At 52.3% G+C, this 12150-nt stretch carries 9 protein-coding genes and 1 pseudogene; 3 read left to right on the top strand and 7 right to left on the bottom strand.

The annotated features are described in order from the left end of the window. Positions 1-273: 273 nt before the first annotated feature. Positions 274-1290, top strand: a complete 1017-nt coding sequence (locus PAT9B_RS26105; protein ID WP_013512282.1) for a 1-aminocyclopropane-1-carboxylate deaminase — start codon at positions 274-276, stop codon at positions 1288-1290. Between the two features lie 93 nt (positions 1291-1383). On the opposite strand, the gene PAT9B_RS26100 is transcribed toward PAT9B_RS26105, so the two are convergent. The 7 genes from PAT9B_RS26100 to PAT9B_RS26070 are packed head-to-tail and all read right to left on the bottom strand — an operon-like array spanning position 1384 to position 8982. Then, positions 1384-2316 carry a LysR family transcriptional regulator gene (locus PAT9B_RS26100; protein WP_013512281.1) on the bottom strand — a complete coding sequence of 311 codons (933 nt, stop codon included), beginning with the start codon at positions 2314-2316 and terminating at the stop codon, positions 1384-1386. Positions 2317-2331: 15 nt separating this feature from the next. Further along, positions 2332-3726, bottom strand: coding sequence for a M20 family metallopeptidase (locus PAT9B_RS26095; RefSeq protein ID WP_041526260.1), 1395 nt, complete (start codon positions 3724-3726; stop codon positions 2332-2334). Between the two features lie 5 nt (positions 3727-3731). Beyond that, a complete protein-coding gene (locus PAT9B_RS26090) occupies positions 3732-4583 on the bottom strand; it encodes an ATP-binding cassette domain-containing protein (protein WP_013512279.1) in 852 nt (283 codons plus the stop codon). Then, on the bottom strand, positions 4580-5575 hold the full coding sequence (locus PAT9B_RS26085; protein WP_013512278.1) for an ABC transporter ATP-binding protein: 996 nt from the start codon (positions 5573-5575) through the stop codon (positions 4580-4582). The genes PAT9B_RS26090 and PAT9B_RS26085 overlap by 4 nt, the downstream gene beginning before the upstream one ends. A gap of 12 nt (positions 5576-5587) precedes the next feature. Next, entirely contained in the window at positions 5588-6511 is a 924-nt protein-coding gene (locus PAT9B_RS26080) for an ABC transporter permease (protein WP_013512277.1), read from the bottom strand. Between the two features lie 9 nt (positions 6512-6520). Then, entirely contained in the window at positions 6521-7438 is a 918-nt protein-coding gene (locus tag PAT9B_RS26075; protein ID WP_013512276.1) for an ABC transporter permease, read from the bottom strand. 11 nt (positions 7439-7449) lie between these two features. Beyond that, positions 7450-8982 (bottom strand): ABC transporter substrate-binding protein, encoded by a 1533-nt coding sequence (locus PAT9B_RS26070; protein WP_013512275.1) that lies wholly within the window; start codon positions 8980-8982, stop codon positions 7450-7452. Between the two features lie 481 nt (positions 8983-9463). On the opposite strand from PAT9B_RS26070, the pseudogene PAT9B_RS26065 reads away from it, so the two are divergent. Together PAT9B_RS26065 and PAT9B_RS26060 are read left to right on the top strand one after the other, a co-directional pair. Continuing rightward, positions 9464-9673: pseudogene (locus PAT9B_RS26065) on the top strand (GGDEF domain-containing protein); the annotation flags it as partial. A gap of 416 nt (positions 9674-10089) precedes the next feature. Further along, the gene (locus PAT9B_RS26060; RefSeq protein WP_013512274.1) at positions 10090-12054 is read left to right on the top strand and encodes a nuclease-related domain-containing DEAD/DEAH box helicase; all 1965 of its coding nucleotides are present in this window, start codon (positions 10090-10092) and stop codon (positions 12052-12054) included. The last annotated feature ends 96 nt before the right edge of the window (positions 12055-12150 follow it).

The following is a 12150-nucleotide window of genomic DNA, read 5'->3' as shown; positions in this document are numbered from 1 at the left end:
GCTGCCACAGCAACCTAACTCTATGATTTTTAATAAGATGTGTGCATTTTACGCAACATCATTCCGAGTGCGATGTTAATTTTATTTCGTGCTATAGCTGAAAAATGTAATTTTAAATCGCAAAACACTGGCACGATCGTAATTTATTAGAAAAAAGTGCATTAAAACGAAATGTGAAAAATAAACACGATGGGATATTGTTATTTGGCAAACCAATATCAACAGCGCAGCATAATTTACGGCGTGCGACTTCATATATCCCGGAGAGAAGCTATGAATCTTGAAAAATTCCCCCGTTATCCTCTGACGTTTGGTCCATCGCCGATTACCCCGTTGAAACGTCTGAGTGCGGAATTAGGCGGCAAAGTGGAACTGTATGCCAAGCGTGAGGACTGCAACAGCGGCCTGGCTTTCGGCGGCAACAAAACCCGTAAGATGGAATACCTGATCCCGGAAGCACTGGCGCAGGGATGTGACACCCTGGTCTCAATCGGCGGCGTGCAGTCTAACCAGACACGTCAGGTTGCCGCAGTGGCTGCACATCTCGGGATGAAATGTGTGCTGGTGCAGGAGAACTGGGTGAATTATTCCGATGCCGTCTATGACCGCGTCGGCAACATCGAGCTGTCACGCATTATGGGTGCCGATGTACGTCTGGACGCTGCCGGTTTTGATATCGGAATTCGTGAAAGCTGGAAGCAGGCAATGGAAGAAGCGGCGGAGAATGGCGGCAAACCCTTCCCGATCCCGGCGGGATGTTCAGAGCATCCTTACGGCGGTTTGGGCTTTGTCGGCTTTGCCGAAGAGGTGCGTCAGCAAGAAAAAGAGTTGGGCTTTAAATTTGATTACATCGTCGTGTGCTCGGTTACCGGCAGTACCCAGGCGGGTATGGTGGTAGGATTTGCCGCTGACGGCCGCTCACGCAATGTCATTGGTATTGATGCTTCAGCGAAACCTGAGAAAACCAAAGCGCAAATCCTGCGCATTGCGCAGAATACCGCTAACCTGGTTGAACTGGGACGTGAAATCACCGAAGAAGACGTGGTGCTGGATACCCGTTACGGCGGCCCGGAATACGGTTTACCCAGCGAAGGTACGCTGGAAGCGATTCGCCTGTGCGCCCGTACCGAAGGGGTGCTGACCGACCCGGTTTACGAAGGGAAATCCATGCAGGGCATGATCGATATGGTGCGTAATGGCGAGTTCCCGGAAGGCTCGAAAGTGTTGTATGCCCACCTGGGCGGTGCGCCAGCCCTGAGCGCTTACAGCTACATCTTCCGTAACGGTTAATCCCTCGGGATAATTTATTCGTAGCGGCGCGATTTATCGCGCTGTTTTTTCAGCTTAAATTCGCGCGATAAATCGCGCCGCTACGGACCTGATTCAACGAAACTGCAAATCAAACTCTTTCCGACACTGCTGATCCCGCAACTGAATTTCTTCCCGCAGAAAAACAAAAAAAGTATCCAGCATCGCACTGCGCGGTTTGCCCATCTCACTTTGCAATTGCAGGCTGCGCTGGCTCAACTGGTCGCGGTTGATGGTCTTGATGATCAGGCCATCCTGACGTGCGCGCGTCATAATCGAATAATGACTGCTGACGCTGATGGCTCCAGGGGTCTGGCAGACAAAGTCGTACAGTGTGGAGAAGTGGTTACAGGTGAAGACGGGGTCGATAAAGACATTATTCATGCGGCAGGAGAGGTCAAACAGCTGGCGGATGGTCGCTGACTGGTCTGGCAGCACCACCGGCCAGGCATTCAAATCCGCCAACTGAATATCCCGCTCCGCCAACGGATGATCGTCCTTCATAAAAAGCAGCACCGGCGAGGGAAATGACGCCAGCACCTCCACACCGGACTCGGGGGACAGGGTAAAGCGGATCGCCAAATCACAGTCACCGTTACGCACCAGTTCCGGCACCTGCCTGCCGGTGCCGACCGTCAGAATAAAACTGACGCGGGGATGGAGCAGACGAAACTTCGCCATCAGATTGGGCAGCAGGTTAAACGCCAAGCCATCGGTACACACCACCCGAATGGTGGTTTGATCGACGGCTTTGATCCCTTTCAGCTCAGCGACGGCCAACTCCATATCCGCCATACTGCGGCGGACATGGTTTGCCAGAATATGTCCGGCGTCATTGAGCTGCATCCCGCGAGGGCTACGTTCAAACAACGTGACCCCCAGCCGGGTTTCCAGCCGCTGAATATGCCGACTGATGGCGGAGATGGCGACAAACAACTGCTGGCTGGCGGCGCTGATCGAACCGGTGGTCGCCACCGCCATAAAGTAACGAATCTCAGTATTGTGCACAGGGCCTCCGTGATATCAGCCTTGCCGATCGCGCATGACCTCCCGGCCCTGCTCAGCAAGATCCCAATACAAACCGGTCATGATTTGCAGCGCTTCGCAGGCCACATCGGCAAGCAGATGCTCATCGGGCGCATGCTGGGAACACGCCGGATACGAGTGCGGAATCCACAGCGTGGGCACTCCAAACGTATCAAGAAAACAGGCATTCGGTAAGCCACCGCCGAAGTTGGGCAGCACGGCGGCGTCCTTCCCGGTTGAACGGTGAATCGAGGCCAGACTCCAGCTGACCCACGGGTCTTCAGGATCAATACGTGTGGCTTTAAAACAGTTCACCGGTGCCACCACTGCCACATCGTGAAAACCCTGCTGGTCAAGATGTTGGCGAATATGGCTGGCAAAGTTGTCCACGTCACTGCCCGGCACATAGCGCATATGGCAATGCGCCAGCGCGGTTGGCGGGATGGCGTGGGCCGGTTTATCGGGATTGCCGCTGATCATCGCCAGCGTCTCCAGCGTATTCCAGCCATAGAGTTTCTCGGCCGCGTTCAGGCCCGGTTCACCCCACTGCGCGGCGATTAGCGGGTCACCTGGGGCATTACCTAACTCAAGGTCGGAGAGATGATGACGGATGCTGTCCGATAACGGCGGGGGTAACAGCGCAGGCAGCAAGATCCGGCCATTGGCGTCCACCAGTGTTCCAATCGCATGGGCCAGCCGGATACCAGGATTACTGAGCAAACCGCCCCAGTTGCCAGAGTGGTGTGCGCCATCACGCAATGTCACCTGCAACGTAAAGTTAAATACGCCACGGGAGCCGAGAAACAAGGTGGGACGTGACGCTGTCACGCGTGGGCCATCCGAAGCGATAAAAAGATCGGCGGCCAGCCAGTCGCGATACTGCTGGCAAACCGCTTCCAAACCCGGTGAACCGATCTCTTCACCCATCTCCAGAATCATTTTGACGTTATAACCCAGCCGTCCGTTACGTGCCTTCAACACCAGCGCCAGTGCCGCGAGGTTAATGCTGTGCTGGCCTTTATTATCGGCCGTCCCGCGCCCGTACCAGCGATTGCCCTCGACACTCAACTCCCACGGGTTCAGGCCGCTGCGCCAGTTCGCCTCATCGCCCGGCACCACATCGCCGTGACCATAAGTCAGCAGGGTAAAGGCGGCCGCGTCTTCCAGGCGGCGCGCCAGCAGAAACGGGCTTTTTCCCGCCTCGGGATTGGCGACCACCTGACAATGGAATCCCAGCGCGGTCAGGTACGGGATCATCTCTTCATTGAGGTAAGCCATCTGCTGTGGATGCTGGCTCTCCGTGCGGTAGTGGATCCGGCGCGCCAGCGTCTCACGCAAGGCACCGGTGTGAAAATGGTCCAGCGCCGCCTGTAGCGTCGTTTCACGTGTGATCGTCATTATCCGTCGATTCCTTCAATTTCCGGAATACCGAGGCCCGGTTCCGGGGTCATCACTGATGCCAGCAACGCCCGGGTATAAGGATGTTGTGGCTGGTTAAAGATCTGCTCGCGCGTTCCCTGTTCAACAATCTGGCCTTTACGCATCACCGCGACATGATCAACCAGATGCTCCACAACTGACAGGTTGTGGCTGATAAACAGATACGTCAGGGAGAATTCCTGTTTCAGCGCCAGCAGCAGATTAAGGATCTGCGCCTGTACCGAGACATCCAGCGCCGAAGTGGGTTCGTCGCAAATAAGAATCTCCGGGCGCAGAATCAAGGCACGGGCGATGGCGACACGCTGACGCTGACCGCCGGAAAGTTGCCCCGGATACTGGCTATGGGTGCGAGACGGCATGCCCACCAGATCCAGCATTTCCCGCACCTGCTTTTTCCGCTCGGCCGCCGTGCCAATGTTATGCAGCCGCAAAGCCACCTCGACAACATCCGCGACGGTACGACGCGGGTTAAGTGAAGAGTAGGGGTCCTGAAAAATGGGCTGAATACGCGCGCTCAATTTACGCCGGTCGGCAGCATCGACTTCGCGCCCCTCAATCAACACGTTGCCGGTGGTGGGTGGCAGCAACCCCAGTAACATTTTTGCCAGAGTACTTTTGCCGCAGCCTGATTCACCTACCAGCCCCAGCGTTTCGCCGCGCCGAATACGCAGTGAGACATTTTCGACCGCGCGGATCTCCGCCGGGGACTTAAACAGGCCACGATTCAGACGAAAGGTCCGGCTCAGCGCACACAGCTCCAGCGCGATATCCTCATTACCGGCGATATGCGGCGGTGTCAGGTTGCTCATAGCGCCTCCGTGATGGACAAAGGACGAATGCAACGTACCTGATGCTGCGCATTCAGCGGCTGATAAGGCGGGTTCTCGTTACAGGCCTCCTGGCACTGGCTACAGCGGTTGCGAAACGCACAGCCCTGTTGCGGACCGGTCAGATTAGGCACGACGCCAGGGATGGTGGGCAGAGGTTGCCCCGGCTGAGTACGGCCAGCCACCGGAATGCAGCCCAGCAGCCCACGGGTATACGGGTGCTGCGGCTGGCGAAACAGTTCATCGACCGGAGCGGTTTCCACCACCTGCCCGGCGTACATCACCGCTACGCGGTCGGCGATACGCGCCACCACGCCGAGGTCGTGGGTAATGAAGATCACCGCCATACCCATTTCCTGTTGCAACTCGCGCAGCAGCCGCAGAATCTGCGCCTGAATGGTGACATCCAGCGCGGTGGTCGGTTCATCGGCAATGATCAGTTCAGGTTCACACATCAGCGACATCGCGATCATGATGCGTTGTCGCAGGCCACCAGAGAGTTGATGCGGATACTGTTTCAGTCGATCCGCTGCCTGCGGGATGCCCACGCGCTCCATCAGGTACACCGCACGTTCCCGCGCCTGGGCACGCGAAACCTTACGATGCGCCAGCAGGGTTTCACACAGCTGTTCGCCGAGCGTCCAGGATGGATTCAGTGATGTCATCGGCTCCTGGAAGATCATCGACATGCTATTGCCGCGCATCGCCGTGCGTTCACGCCGGTTGAGTGCCAGCAGGTCATGGCCCTTAAAGCGCAGGCTGTCGGCCTGACGTCGGGCATTGCGCGGCAGCAAATCCATCATCGCCAGCGAGGTCATGGATTTGCCGCAGCCGGATTCGCCCACCAGGCATAACATCTCGCCGCGATTGACGCTGAAATCAATGCCGCGCACGGCGTGCAGCGTGCCACGCGGAGTCTGTAAATCCACGCGCAGGTTTTTCACTTCCAGCAGCGGTGCATCAGTCTGGTTCATCTCATTTCCCTCTTAGTTGCGGCCGTCGAGTGCGGTGATATCGCGCAGACCATCACCCACCAGGTTGATACTCAATACCAACAACGCCAGCGCCACACCGGGGATCACAATCACCCACGGCTGAAAGAACATATAGGCTTTGCCCTCTGCCACCATCAGCCCCCAGGACGGCATCGGGGGTTGCACGCCCAGCCCCAGAAACGACAGGGTGGCTTCCAGCAAAATGGCGTGGGCAATTTCGAGCGTCACCACCACGGTCAACGGTCCGAGCAGATTCGGCAGAATTTCGCGCAGCATGATAAACAGCGACGATGCGCCGAGCGTTCTCGCTGCCGCGATGAATTCGGCCTCACGCAGTTGCCGGGTGACGGAGCGCGAGACAATCAGAAAGCGATCCCAGAGCAGCAGGCCAAGCAGCAGAATTACCACCTTGACCGATCCGCCAATCAGCGAGGCCAGCGCCAGCGCGACGAGGATCACCGGCATCGCCAGTCGAACCGTCAACAGGTAGCTGACCACCGCATCAACCCGTCCGCCGAAATAACCGGCAAGCACCCCAAGGGTGACGCCGATCAGCGCGGAGATCATCACGGAGACCAGACCAATGACCAGCGATACCCGAGCGCCATACAACAGACGGCTAAGATAGTCGCGCCCAAGCTTGTCGGTGCCCAACAGGTGTGTCCATTCGCCTTTCGCAAACCAAACCGGCGGCACCAGGCGTCGACTGACTTCCTGGGCAAAGGGATCGTGTGGGCTAATTAGCGGGGCCAGCAACGCCAGCAGAACGATGGTCCCCAGAATTACCACGCCCAATGTCATGCTGTGATGACCAAAGATGCGGCGACACAGGCGCTGCCACGCCGTGGGTTCCGGCAGCAGACCGGTTTCCGGGCTAAGGACGTTTTTCATGGTTCCTGCCATAGTCGTTTTCATTGAGATTCCTTATTTGCTACGCAAACGGGGATCGAGCACCGCATTAAGCACATCCGCCAGGAACGTCAGCCCGATGTAGAAGATGGCGATGATCAGCACGATGGCCTGCACTACCGGGAAGTCGTTGCGGGAGATGGAGTCCCATGCCAGTTGCCCCAGCCCCTGCAACGAGAACACCGATTCAATCACCACCGAGCCGCCCAACATAAAACCGAGTTCCACCGTTGCCAGCGCCACCACCGGGATGATGGCGTTACGCAGACCATGCTTCACCACCACTTTGAAGGCACTGAGTCCTTTGGCATGGGCGGTGCGGATATAATCCGCACCCAGCACATCGAGCATGCCGGAACGCGTCAGACGCATCAGCGACGGCATGGCGTAATATCCCAGCGCCACCGCGGGTAAAACAAAATGTTGCCAGCTACCGTTACCGGCCACCGGTAGCCATTTCAGCCCCACCGCAAAAATCAGGATCAACACCAGAGCAAACCAAAAGTTGGGGATCGCCTGACCCAGCACCGAGATAAACATCGCGCAGCGATCTACCCAACTGTCGCGGAACACCGCCGCCACCACACCAAGGGGGATCGCCACCACCAACGCCAGCAGCAGCGCCACGCCGCCGAGCTGGAGGGTGATGGGCATGCGCTGCCCAACCAGATCCATCACGGTGTTCTCAAAATAGAACGAGCGACCAAAATCGAGGTGTAGCGCCGACCAGAACCAGTGGGAGAACTGCACCACCAGCGGTTGGTCCAGCCCATTCTGCACCCGGATCTGTGCCACGGTTTCCGCGCTGGCATCGGGTCCGGCAATGGCTATCGCCAGATCCCCCGAGAGATGCAGCAGGGAAAAGCTGACAACCGCCACGGTGAACAGCACCGCCAGCGCTACCAGCAACCGATTAATAATAAAGCGCACCATAACTCGGCTCCTTATTTCCAGCTGGACTGGGCAAAGCGCGGCAATTCATCCGGCCAGTCCTGGAAGTTCAGATCGGCATTAAAGGCGTAGTGGGTGGAGTAGGAAAACATCGGCGCAATGTAGGCCTGGGCAGAGATGCGCCCCAGCGCCTCGGCGTATTCTTCATTGCGTTGTTTGGCATCGACGGTGGCATCGGCTTTTTTCAGCATCGCGGTCAGCGTTGCATCCTTCCAGATATCGCTGCCTTTGCCGCCAAAGTATGGGGTGGTAAACGCCGAGGTATCATTAATCGAGAACGATCCCCAGGTGTTGAAGGCCATTGGTGCCTGACCGGAACTGAGGGCGGTCGCCATCACCGGATATTGCACAAAATGGAGGCGGGCGCGAATCCCGACTTTACGCAGATCGCCGATAATCGCTTCCGCGTAATCACGTTCGCGATAGGCCCACAGATCGGTGTCAAAACCGTTGGCATAGCCCGCCTCTGCCAGCAGTTGCTTCGCCTTGGCAGGGTCGTAATTGTATTGAATCACTTTGCTGTCATCGCAGGCCACCTGGGTACGGAAACAGGCGGTGTAAACCGGTTTGCTGCCGCCACGCACCAGGTTATCGACAATGCCCTGACGGTTAATCGCGTAGTTGATGGCCTGGCGGACACGCAGATCTTTCAGCGGAGCCGCTTCGGGACCGGTAGCATTAGTGTTGAGGGCGAGGAAACCGATGCGCATGGTTTCACCGCTTTTCACCGCGATATTGGGCATGGTCGACAGTGGCTCGACCTGATCGGCCGCTACGCGCCAGATCCAGTCTACCTGGCCGGTCATCAGCTGGGCGACACGGGCTTCCGGGTCGCGGATCACCACAAACTGCACCTTACCGATATGTGGTTGTCCCTGTGGGCTTTCTTTGAAGTAGTCCGGGTTCTTCACCATATCCACCCCCTGGCCGGGGATCACCTTGACGATCTTATAGGGTCCGGTGCCGATCGGGGCTTTACTGAAACCCTCGAGTTTCACCTGCTGAAAATATTTCGCCGGGTAGATCGGCGTCGGACCGGAAAGGTACTCCAGTGCCGCCGGGAAGGGTTGTTTCAGGTGCAAACGCACGGTGAAGTCATCGACTTTCTCTACATGATCGATCCAGTCAACACTTTGCGGCACCACGGAGGCGGTATTAGGGCCAGCGATATTCTGGAAGGTGTAAACCACATCATCAGCACTGAAGGGATCGCCATTGTGGAATTTAACGTCTTTGCGCAGATGAATTAATAATGATGTCGGGGATTCCCACTTCCAGTCTGAGGCTAATTCCGGCTTATATTCGCCGGTTTTGGGATCGCGATAAATAAGCGTGTCCCACACCAGATGCGCCAGAATAACGCCTTCGCGCAGGTTGTTATGATAAGGACTGATATTTTCCACTTCGTTATCAGAGGCATAAACCAGCGTGTCGTTCTGTTTACCTGCATAGCTGTAAGAAGCGCAGCACAACAGTAATGCAGTAAAGGCATACTTGTGAATCTGTCTTGTCTTGTAACGAGCCATACCGTTCTCCAGCGATCAATGAAAAGTTAACAACAAAAGCAGATGGCACTGCTGAAGCAAGAGCAGCGCCAATGCCCGTTATTTGCCGTTACCGATTTTCGATAACCGATTTCTCAAAATGAGAAACACCAGAGCAGACAGACATCACAGCGATATAAATAAGGTTTAAGGCGCGGGAAGAATACCAACCCGCGTGCGGCTGGCTTATCGCAGTATCATCAGGTGGGCGTTACGATGGTGCAGAAAAGTTTAATCCTGCACTTTTTGTGTGAAGGTTATTTGTGCAAGCCGCCTTCTTTTTTTGTGAAAGCTCTGAACTGACGGCTCGCGCGCGATAACATTGTTTCATTATCGGAAGATGAGAGCCTGCCTAAAGGTAAGAAAACACTCGGCATGGCCAAAGAAATTGATGAGGTTTTCTCAGCCTTACACATCCTCGATCTGAAATTGATAGAGAAAAGAACGCTGGCGAAAAAAAGAAGATATGGTTGCACGCTATGGCGGTGAGGAATTTATCATTGTGACGCCCAAAATTGACGAGGAAGACTTATTTGCTATTGCCGAGAAAATAAGACAAGCCATCGCCACGGCCCCCCTTGAAGTCGGGGAGGATCGTATAATCAGCGTCAAGGCCAGTTTTGGCATCGCCACGGGCAGTGGCAGCAAAGGGCGGCCTGACAGTGGCAAATAATCATGATGGTCATTGCTAATTTTAAATCGCAGATAGCACTGCATTCAAGTTATTAAATCATTTATTTACTGCACTTAACTTAAGGGGTTTTTATGGGTTAACTGCCTTTAAGGCCATTTATACAGCCGCCAATGCGTTTATTGCAAAAACCCTGGCAATCAAGACGAAATGTTCATTAGACCAATTTATATAATCACCACCTACTGAAGACTCGCTTACAGCTGGTGGCCTAAGACAATAATAGATATTTCAGAAATACTTGACAACGCGCGTCAGGTTTCTATAAATTTTTAACTAAAGTTAAGGCAGCACCCCTTTTAAACTTGTGATTTAAAAGGGGTGTTGCTACCAATTCCTTGTTTCTTCCCAGAACATGCTGTGTGCTGTAGATTTTTTATTATAACGAGAGAGCTGGCATGGCTATTCTTTACCCAACGTTAGAAAACATACTGCGCTTAAAAGTGACGCCCACTGCCGGCGAACTTCACTTACTGAATTATCTTTCAGAGAGTTTGGATGATACCTACGAGATTTTCTTCAATTCCTTTATTGATGGTGACAGGCCAGACTTTATCATTTTGAAGAAAAATACGGCTATTTTTATTGTTGAAGTAAAAGACTATAACTTGAATAATTATAGTATAGACTGCTTTAACAAATGGCATGTCCATTCCGGGCAAGGGATATCTCATATATCTTCACCCCAGTCGCAAGCTTTCAGATATAAATCGAATTTATATAACCTGCATTTGCCTGTGCTGGGTTTATCGTATTTGAAAAATCGCAATTTCTTTAGCATTGTACACCCGTTTGTCTACCTGCACGAAAGTGAACGATTGGCAATCGATAACTTATATTCACATGCCCAGAATGAATTAGTGTTACGCTCTCGACAGTTGGATGAACAATACAGGCAGGAAAAAATATCCAATATTGAATACAATCAACAAGCAGACAAAGTCGCGGGCTTGAAAAGAAAACTATCCAGAGATAAGGCCATGATTTATGGTTTAGATCGGATACAAGATCTTGTTAGAAAGATCAAAAGCTTTAAGCCACATGTCCTCTTCGATGATCGTGTTTACGATGATTTTAAAAGACGACTCATGCCCAGCGATCATACCTTAAAGCAAGGTAGAAAAATCCCATTGGATGAAAGTCAGACTAAGCTGGCGGTCAGCAAACCTGGAAAAGAGAAAATTAAGGGGGTTGCTGGTTGTGGAAAAACTACCATCATTGCCAATCGTGCTGTAAACGCTTTCCTCCGACATGATGATAATGTTCTGATTTTGACATTCAATATTACATTGAAAAACCTTATAAAGGATAGAATTAGCGACATTCTTGGATATAGAGACAATCAACATTTTGCGGTTACGAATTATCACCAATTTTTCAATTCACAACTGAATGAAACAGCGCAAGATGTTGTTCGTTTGATTAAAGAATATGGTTTCAATGAGCTATATAAGCGCGATTTATTTAGTGAGTTTGCGGTAGGGAAGTTTCAGACGATATTGATTGATGAAGTGCAGGATTTTGAAAGCTCTTGGGTTAAAATCATTCGCGACAATTTTCTTTATCCCGATGGGGAAATGATCCTTTTTAGTGATGAGTCGCAAAATATCTACGAGAGAGATAACAAAATAGCGGCTGTCATCACACTAGGATTTGGAAATTGGAAAAAGTTGAAGCGGTCCTATCGGACCAGCCTTGACTCACCTTTGAACCAGCTTTTCAAAGATTATCAATTAAAGTATTTAGTGGAAAAATATTCTGACTCCGAGCTATTTGAACAACATAACATACAGGCAGGTATGAATTTTGATATTATAAAATACCACGCTTGCAGTTTGGATTGGGAAGATGAATGTTTTAAAAGAATTCAGACTTACATCAGAAGTTATAACTTTAATCCGAATGATGTTGTAATCTTATCCTCTAACATCTACTTGATTCGGCGGTTAAATGAAAAGCTGAATGAATTTGAGAAAACCCACTGTATGTTTGAAACCTATGAGGAACTCGCGGAGTTATTCATGCTTTGCAAAGAGAGGTACAGTGCCGAAAGTTTGAAAGCGTTATCAGCAGATGGGTTGCGAGACGTTATTAATAAGAATGATGAAATAAAACCTGAGATTGAAAGGGTAAGAAGGGCAAAGAAAAACCATTTCTATCCGAATAGCGGACTTATAAAACTATCTACCACGCACAGTTTTAAAGGCCTGGAGTCTAAAACCGTATTTTATATCATGGATGACAAGGATACCCCTGAAATTATCTATACATCGATTACTCGATCTGTAGAAAATCTCATTATTTTAGACAAAAGCCGTGATGGAACATATGCAGAATTTTTCCGCTGCATAAGTTCCGATTGAAATGTTAGCCCGCACATTGTAGCGATCAACCCTCATATGGAAAATCGTGATTAACAACGAACTGGCGGGCTTCTTCGTTCTTCACGACAGGTGAGG

The organism is Pantoea sp. At-9b (assembly GCF_000175935.2).
GTDB lineage: Bacteria > Pseudomonadota > Gammaproteobacteria > Enterobacterales > Enterobacteriaceae > Pantoea.
The sequence above is the reverse complement of the archived record's forward strand: the minus strand, read 5'-3'. Positions and strand labels throughout refer to the sequence as shown.

Excerpts from the sequence above, each read along its gene's own strand:
- PAT9B_RS26105 (WP_013512282.1), top strand. The coding sequence starts at position 274 with ATGAATCTTGAAAAATTCCCCCGTTATCCTCTGACGTTTGGTCCATCG.
- PAT9B_RS26080 (WP_013512277.1), bottom strand. The coding sequence starts at position 6,511 with ATGAAAACGACTATGGCAGGAACCATGAAAAACGTCCTTAGCCCGGAA.
- PAT9B_RS26070 (WP_013512275.1), bottom strand. The coding sequence starts at position 8,982 with ATGGCTCGTTACAAGACAAGACAGATTCACAAGTATGCCTTTACTGCA.
- PAT9B_RS26085 (WP_013512278.1), bottom strand. The coding sequence starts at position 5,575 with ATGAACCAGACTGATGCACCGCTGCTGGAAGTGAAAAACCTGCGCGTG.
- PAT9B_RS26090 (WP_013512279.1), bottom strand. The coding sequence starts at position 4,583 with ATGAGCAACCTGACACCGCCGCATATCGCCGGTAATGAGGATATCGCG.
- PAT9B_RS26075 (WP_013512276.1), bottom strand. The coding sequence starts at position 7,438 with ATGGTGCGCTTTATTATTAATCGGTTGCTGGTAGCGCTGGCGGTGCTG.
- PAT9B_RS26060 (WP_013512274.1), top strand. The coding sequence starts at position 10,090 with ATGGCTATTCTTTACCCAACGTTAGAAAACATACTGCGCTTAAAAGTG.